This window comes from Nocardia farcinica (genome assembly GCF_029867845.1).
Lineage (GTDB): Bacteria > Actinomycetota > Actinomycetes > Mycobacteriales > Mycobacteriaceae > Nocardia > Nocardia farcinica_A.
Genome location: NZ_JARWRU010000320.1, coordinates 1 through 6495 on the forward strand (window position 1 = coordinate 1; position 6495 = coordinate 6495).

Sequence of the window (6495 nt, forward strand, 5' to 3'; positions counted from 1 at the left end):
CCCCCCCCCCCCCCCCCCCCCCCCCCCCCCCCCCCCCCCCCCCCCCCCCCCCCCCCCCCCCCCCCCCCCCCCCCCCCCCCCCCCCCCCCCCCCCCCCCCCCCCCCCCCCCCCCCCCCCCCCCCCACGCCCCTGCCTCGAGCGAGCCCCCCCGCTCATCGACGCCCTCGGTCGCGGCCTCTACTTCGAGGACCAGCGCCTTGCGTCTCCCGCCGCCGAAACCGCGCCACCCGCCCCACCTTCCGTGAGCACTACGCCCACGCCCTCTGGTCCCCGGATCTGGAGCCGAGCCGGCCCTGAGCCGCCGGTCGGACGAGGGCCTGGCTACACCGGGTCGATCCCCCCGGCGCAGGCCGAGGGACTCGAGCGCCGCTGATCCGGTGACAACCCCGCTGGGCGAAGCCGCCGCCGCTCTGCGGTTCCTCCAGCCGGGGTGTTCCAGGTGGGTCAGGGGGATGCGGCGAAGTAGGCGCGGACGACTCCCATCACCGTCGGCGGCGGGAAATCCTCGGTGGGCGAACCCATCTCGCCCACCATGACCGTCCACTGGTTGCTGCTGGTGTCGACCGCGTGCACGTCGTCGGTCAGCACGACGTAGTCGCGATCCCGGCACGCGTAGGCGCCGGTCAGCCCGTCCGAGCGGGCGCCCCACGCGCCGCCGTGCCGGAGGAAGCAATGCGCGCCGTCCTCGAGTTCGATCCACTCCGGCTGCGGATCGTCGGCGGGTGGCACAGTGGGCAGCGCTTCAGCGACCCGATACGGCGTGTATGTGCGCTCCCAGACGTCCACCGCGCAGGTCAGCGTCGTGCGGTCGGGATGGATCCAGCAGGTGTGGGCGACCTGGGCGGTGGACCCGCACTCGACGATGTCGGTCCCGAGCGACGACATCGAGGGGTAAGGGCCGGACCGCGGGTAGCGGCAGTCGACCTCCATCCGGCTCGTATCGCGCGGGTTCCAGCCGGGAAGCGGGTCACCGGAGCGGTCGACGGGCGTCACCTCGAGGATCTCGGTGTCGGGCACCGGGCGCGTGACGATGATCTGGTAGCCGTCGCCGTCGATGCGCTCGAACGCGCCGACGAAGCCGTCGATCGCGGTCCGCACACCGTTCACCACCCACAGCAGCGGGGCGACGACGACCGACAGCAGCGGCCCGAGATCCGCGTCTTCCAAGGCCGGCGCCGCGCAGTCGAGCGCCATGTTCAGCGCCGCGGCGAAGAACTGCGTCAGCTCATCCACGTCATCGAGGTCCGAGGACGACGCCATCCTGCTGAACGAGCTCAGACAGGTCGCGCCCTCCATGGCGGCGAGGAACTTGTCGGCCGCCGCCCGCCCGCCGACCCGCTCGATCGCCATCGCGTAGGTGCCGACGCCGAAGTCGAGCGCGGTCAGCAGATAGCTCGCCGGATGCGGTTTGACCATCACGCCGTCGGTGCCGCGGCTGCCGATCAGGTCGAACTCGATCTCGCTGCCGGGCGGCAGCAGCTCCACCCGGTTGCTCTTCAGGCTCGGCGCCGGACGCAGCAGCTCGGCCGCCCAGCCGATCCAGTCCTTGCGGTCGGTGGCTGCCACTTCGAATCCCGGGGTGTACTCCACCGCCACGCCGTAGCCGCGCGCGTTCACCACTTTCAGCAGCGGCGAGCGCTCGTCCTGGCCGAGGCACCAGTACACCCGCTTGCCCTGGTCACTGGTCGCGTCGAAGCCCGCCTTGCGCACGTCGTACTCACCCGGGCAGCTCGGCGGCGAGCCGTGGCCGAGGCTCGCGAGGTCGTCGAAGCGCGCGCCCAGCCACTGTGTCGCGGCGTCGGCGATGTCCTTCCAGCGCTGCACCACCCAGTGCGAGAAGTGGTCGGTGGTGACGACCACCTGGCCGTTCTCGTAGCGCACATCGGTGGCCGGGGTCGGCTCGCCGTCGGGGGCATCGGCATAGGTGACCACCGGGATCGGCTCACCCGGCTCCAGCTCACCGATCGGGAAACGCAGCGTGACCGGCGCGGTGAGTTCGGCGCCGTCGAGGTCGATCGACCACCCGGCACGCCCGTCCGGCGTACTCGCCGGCGTGATGCGCAACTCGCCGGACGTGTCGACCGAGGTGCCGGGGATCTCGACGGTCACCCCGCCGTCGGCGGAACTGCCCGTTGTCTGCTGCCCCGGCGCCACCGCGACCTTCTCGGCCTCCGGCCCCCGCGAACACCCGGCCAGCACCAGGACCGCGCACAGGACGGCGACGACAACTGCCCGGAACGCGGATCGATCCCACTTCACTTCGGCGACAGTAGCCGAAGAGTTGCACGGCAGTACCGGTCAGTCGATGAATTTCATCTGTTCGTCCGACACCCACCCGGCCGGGTGAGTGTCGCTCAGCCCGCCCGCTGCTCGCCGTGGCCGGGGCACCACTGTTCGGCGGGCACGCTCGCCCGCACTTCCTCCACGTGCTGGCCGCAACCGGCCCAGGTGGTCTTGCCGCAGGTCGAACAGGGGGCGGGCTGGCACATCGTCGCTTCTTTCCTCCGGGTCGTCCCGGATGTGGGTCAGGCGGTGGCTCCCGGGCGGGGACGCACCACGATGATCGGGGTCTCGGTTCCGTGCAGCACGGCCTGGCCGACCGAACCGAGGGTCATGCCGGGGAATCCGCCGCGGCCGTGGCTGCCCACCACGACCAGACGCGCCGATTCCGCGGCTCGCAACAGCAGTACGGCCGGGCGCTGCTCCTCGACGAGTCGCTCGACCACGACATCAGGGTAGCGTTCGGCGTATCCGGCCAGGTTCTGCGCCACCAACGCCTCGGCCTCACCCTGCATCTCCTCGCGCGAGAGGTAGCGGCCGAACTCCGACCAGCCGTGCACGGCCACCAGTTTCGCCCCGGCCGCGTCGGCCTCCTCGTAGGCAAGCGCGATGGCGGCGCTGCTGACCGGCGAACCGTCCACCCCGACCACCACCGGTCCCTCGGGCGCCGGCTCGTGCTCGGGGATCACCGCCACCGGCGACTCGGCGTGCCTGGCCAGGGCCGTGCTCACCGAGCCGAGCAGCGCCCGCCGGAACGCGCCGAGCCCCCGGCTGCCGACCACGACCAGATGCGCTTCCTCGGACCGGCGCAGCAGTTCGGGAATCGGCGCGGAGATCACCACCGAGGATTTGGTGGTCAGCTCGCCGATCGGGGCGGCGGCTTTGCGGGCGGTCTCGGCGGCCTCCGCCACGATCGGTTTGGCCGCCTCGATGCTGGTCTCGTTGTCGACCGGGCCGGCGAAGCCGGGGTCGAAGCTGACCGGCATGCCGATCGCGTACACCAGGTGCAGTGGCCGCCGGTGCCTGGCGGCGTACTCGGCCGCCCAGACGAGGGCGCGCTGGGCGGTTTCGGAGCCGTCCACTCCGACGACGACGGGCGCTTGCGTGGGGACAGACATCGGCAGCCTTTCCGCGGAGACGAGCTTCCTTGCGGGTATTCGGAGCGACCGTCCCGGTAGAGCGGTCACGCCGACCGGACATTCGGAGCATAGGCAGGCCGGGAGGCGCACCACAGGGGTCCGAGGTCCTCGGGTCCGCGCCGGAATGCCCGCCGCTTCCCGCGGCGCTCGCCCGCGGCAGGACAGCCGGGGCACACCGAGGCCGGGTCCTGTGCTGACTACCGGGTCAGTGCGCGCCGGTCAGATGCCCGGAAAGCCGCTCGTGCCGTGCCGTGGACGCCGGGTCCAGGCCGACGATCCGCGCCGTCTTGCCGCGCGTGGCGTACTTGGTGGTGATCGCGTCCAGCGTGGCCACCGTCGAGGCGTCCCAGATGTGCGCCCGCGACAGGTCGATGACCACCTCGTCCGGGTCGCCCACGTAGTCGAACTGATACACGAGATCGTTGCTGGAGGCGAAGAACAGCTCGCCGCGCACCTGGTAGACGCGGGTGGCGCCGCCGTCGTCGTCGGATTCGCCGACGGCCACCACCTCGGCGAAGCGGGCGACCCGATGGGCGAAGGCCACCATGGCGGTGAGCACGCCGCAGATCACGCCGAGCGCCAGGTTGCCGGTGAGCACCGTGACCGCGACGGTCACCAGCATGACGGTCGTCTCGGCGACGGGCATCCGCCGCAGCGTGGCGGGCGCGATCGAGTGCCAGTCCAGGGTGCCGACCGAGACCATGATCATCACCGCGACCAGCGCGGCCATCGGGATCCGCGCGACCAGCTCGCCCAGCCCGACCACCAGGAGCAGCAGGAACACACCGGCAAGGAAGGTGGAGATCCTGGTGCGCGCGCCGGAGACCTTCACATTGATCATGGTCTGGCCGATCATCGCGCAACCGCCCATGCCGCCGAAGAAGCCGGTGACGATATTGGCCACCCCCTGGCCCCAGCCCTCACGGGTCTTGTCGGAGTGGCTGTCGGTGATGTCGTCGACCAGCTTCGCCGTCAGCAGCGACTCCAGCAGGCCGACCAGCGCCATGGCCAGCGCGTACGGGCCGATGATGCGCAGGGTGTCCAGGGTGAACGGCACGTCGGGCACCAGCAGCGAGGGCAGGCTCGCCGGCAACTCGCCCTGATCGCCCACGCTCGGCACGTCCACCGCGAACAGCAGGGTCACCGCGGTCAGCACCACGATCGCCACCAGCGGCGCCGGCACCACCGTGGTCACCTTCGGCAGCAACCACACGATGAGCAGACCGGCCGCCACCATCGGATACACCAGCCACGGCACCCCGAGCAGGTGCGGGATCTGCGCCACGAAGATCAGGATCGCCAGCGAGTTGACGAAGCCGAGCATGACGCTGCGCGGGATGAACCGCATCAGTTTCGCCACACCTGCCAGGCTGAGCAGCACCTGCAGCGCACCGGCCAGGATCACCGTCGCGATCAGGTACTCCACCCCGTGCTCGGCCACGACGGGGGCCACCACCAGCGCCACCGCGCCGGTCGCCGCGGAGATCATGGCCCGGCGCCCGCCGACGAAGGCCAGCGTGACGGCCATGGTGAAGGAGGCGAACAGCCCGAGGCGCGGATCGACGCCGGCGATGATGGAGAACGAGATGGCCTCCGGGATCAGCGCCAGCGCCACCACGAGACCGGCCAGCACCTCGACGCGCAGCCTGCGCGGATCGCGCAGCGCCGTCGCCACCGACCCTTCGTCGCGCCGAGGCGTCGACTCCATCCACCACTCCGTCCGTCACGCGCGCACGCGCCACCGCGCGCGGGCGGGCCCGGCGACACGAGGCGACTGGATGCACGGAAATCAGCGGTGATCCGCGGGAACGGTCGCGGAACTCGGGCCTGTCGGCGCGGGTCCGGGACCGGCGATCACCCGGCCCGTCGAGCGTACCGCCCGGTCCGGGGCGGCTCGCAAGCCGAGACGGGCCGGGGTGGCCGACATCTCACCGCGACGGACGCGGCAGGCGCGTCACTTCCTCGGGTGCACGACCATCACCGGGCAGTGCGCGTTCTGCACCAGGTCGTTGCTGGTGGACCCGAGCAGCAGGCCGCGGAAACCGCCGCGGCCACGGCTGCCGGTCACCACCAGCTGCGCCCGCTCGGACCACTCGCGCAGGTGCTTGCGCGGCCCGGACAGGTATGTGCGAGTGGTGACCTCGAGGTCGGGGTACTTCTCGCGCCCGCCCGCCATCTGTTCGGCGAGCAACTGGTGGGCGGCCTCCTGGATGTCGCGGTCCTCGATGCCGGGCGGCAGGCCGAAGAAGCCCTCGGCGGGCAGGTCCGTCCAGGAGTGCACGGCCACCAGCGGGGCCTCGCGCTCGGCGGCCTCGGCGAAGGCCACCTCGACCGCTGCCCGGCCGTACTCGCTGCCGTCCACGCCGACCACCACCGGCAGCGGCTGCCCACTCGCATCCTGCGTTGCGGTCGGGTTCGCGCCGCGCACCACGACCACCGTCCCGGCGGCGTGCGAGGCCACCGCGATCAGAGTGGAGCCGAGATGGGCCAGGGTGCCGCCGGTGCCGGTGGCGCCGAGCACGGTCATGTGCGCGGTGGCCGAGCGGTCGATGAGCACCTTGCCCGGGCTGCCGTCCACCGACTCGGTCTCGACCTCGACCTCGGGGGCCACCGAGACGGCCAGTTCGCGGGCGCGGGCCAGCAGTTCGGCGCCGGTGTCGCGCATGGCGGTGGTCACCGGCGGCACGAACTGGGCGTAGGGCCCGAAGACGGCTGCCGCGGCGGCCACATTCACCGCGTGCACCAGCAGCAGCCGCCGCTTGCGGCGCGCGGCGGTCTCGGCGGCCCAGCGCACCGCGAGATCGCCCGCGGTGCCGTCGACACCGACCACGATCGGGGCGGAGACGAGCTTCGGATCGTGACTGGTCATGCGCGGTCCTCCCGGAGGTCGGCGGTCGTGACCTCATGCTAGGCCGGGGTCCGGCCCGCGCGCGGGAGGCCGAAAGTCCTCTCTGCACGGGTCGAAATCGCCGCGGGGGCGGCCTCCCGGCCCGCCGGGGGGCCGCCACCCCCCCGGGGGGGGGCGCCCCCCCCCGGGCGGGCGCCCCCCCCCCCCCCCCCCCCCCCGGGGCGGGG

The 6495-nt window shown here is 72.6% G+C and carries 5 protein-coding genes; all 5 read right to left on the minus strand.

Annotated elements, in window-relative coordinates:
* Nucleotides 1–445: 445 nt before the first annotated feature.
* The 5 genes from QH283_RS06890 to QH283_RS06910 all read right to left on the minus strand — a co-directional run bounded on the left by QH283_RS06890 (nt 446) and on the right by QH283_RS06910 (nt 6289).
* Nucleotides 446–2260, minus strand: coding sequence for a hypothetical protein (locus QH283_RS06890; RefSeq protein WP_280502177.1), 1815 nt, complete (start codon nt 2258–2260; stop codon nt 446–448).
* Between the two features lie 95 nt (nt 2261–2355).
* The gene (locus QH283_RS06895) at nt 2356–2490 is read right to left on the minus strand and encodes a hypothetical protein (protein ID WP_280502178.1); all 135 of its coding nucleotides are present in this window, start codon (nt 2488–2490) and stop codon (nt 2356–2358) included.
* Nucleotides 2491–2526: 36 nt separating this feature from the next.
* On the minus strand, nt 2527–3399 hold the full coding sequence (locus QH283_RS06900) for a universal stress protein (RefSeq protein ID WP_280502179.1): 873 nt from the start codon (nt 3397–3399) through the stop codon (nt 2527–2529).
* Nucleotides 3400–3625: 226 nt separating this feature from the next.
* Entirely contained in the window at nt 3626–5128 is a 1503-nt protein-coding gene (locus tag QH283_RS06905; RefSeq protein WP_280502180.1) for a SulP family inorganic anion transporter, read from the minus strand.
* A 246-nt stretch (nt 5129–5374) separates the two neighbouring features.
* Nucleotides 5375–6289, minus strand: coding sequence for a universal stress protein (locus tag QH283_RS06910; RefSeq protein ID WP_280502181.1), 915 nt, complete (start codon nt 6287–6289; stop codon nt 5375–5377).
* Nucleotides 6290–6495: the final 206 nt, after the last annotated feature.

Coding starts and splice junctions, on each gene's coding strand:
- QH283_RS06900 (WP_280502179.1), bottom strand. CDS start 3,399: ATGTCTGTCCCCACGCAAGCGCCCGTCGTCGTCGGAGTGGACGGCTCC.
- QH283_RS06905 (WP_280502180.1), bottom strand. CDS start 5,128: ATGGAGTCGACGCCTCGGCGCGACGAAGGGTCGGTGGCGACGGCGCTG.
- QH283_RS06895 (WP_280502178.1), bottom strand. CDS start 2,490: ATGTGCCAGCCCGCCCCCTGTTCGACCTGCGGCAAGACCACCTGGGCC.
- QH283_RS06910 (WP_280502181.1), bottom strand. CDS start 6,289: ATGACCAGTCACGATCCGAAGCTCGTCTCCGCCCCGATCGTGGTCGGT.